This window comes from Leucobacter chromiiresistens (genome assembly GCF_001477055.1).
GTDB lineage: Bacteria > Actinomycetota > Actinomycetes > Actinomycetales > Microbacteriaceae > Leucobacter > Leucobacter chromiiresistens_A.
In genome coordinates, this window is record NZ_LDRK01000187.1 from 1 (window position 1) to 656 (window position 656).

A 656-nucleotide genomic window follows, 5' to 3' on the forward strand; every position below is an offset into this window, starting at 1 on the left:
CCACGCAGGTGCCCACGAGGCAGGTCAGCGCGCCGACGCCGAGGGCCCGCGCGCGGGCTGCCCGCCGGGGGTGGGCTCTGCGGTCCATGGAAGCTCCTTCCTGCGCACGGCACGGCGGTTCTCTCGGCGGCGACGGGCTCGGGCGCCGTCTCCCGGGGCCTGGTGCCGCCCCGGCGTCGGCCGCTGCGGTGGACTACCCTGGGGACCGTGTCATCCCCAGCCGCCGCCCTGCCCTCGCCGTCTGACAGTGTACGGACCGCCCCTCGGAAAAGACAGACACGCCGGGTCCTGATCCTCACGGGCACCCTGGCGGGGGCGCTACTGCTCAGCGGCTGCGCGGGGGCGGCCGTGACGCTGGATCCGGCCCCCGATCCCGCGGATCCCGCATGCGCGCCCGCGAGGGTGGCCATGCACACCCAACTGACCGGTCTGGACCAGCGCGAGACCACCGCCCAGGCCACCACGGCCTGGGGGGATCCGGCGGCGATCGTGCTCAAGTGCGGGGTGCATGTGCAGGAGCCGGTCGCGGATCCGTGCGTGAGCGTCAACGGGGTGGATTGGATCCTGGCCCGGGAGGACGATCAGGCGGACCCGGCGTCGGCGGCCTCGGATTCCCCCACCCGCGCCACCTCCGGCAGTCCGAGCCCACGAGACGG

Annotated in this window: 1 protein-coding gene; it reads left to right on the forward strand. The window is 75.0% G+C overall.

Annotated elements, in window-relative coordinates; all coding sequences use genetic code 11:
- Positions 1 to 408 precede the first annotated feature (408 nt).
- A partial coding sequence (locus tag NS354_RS13000) for a DUF3515 family protein (RefSeq protein ID WP_153002237.1) occupies positions 409 to 656 on the forward strand: 248 nt, incomplete at its 3' end.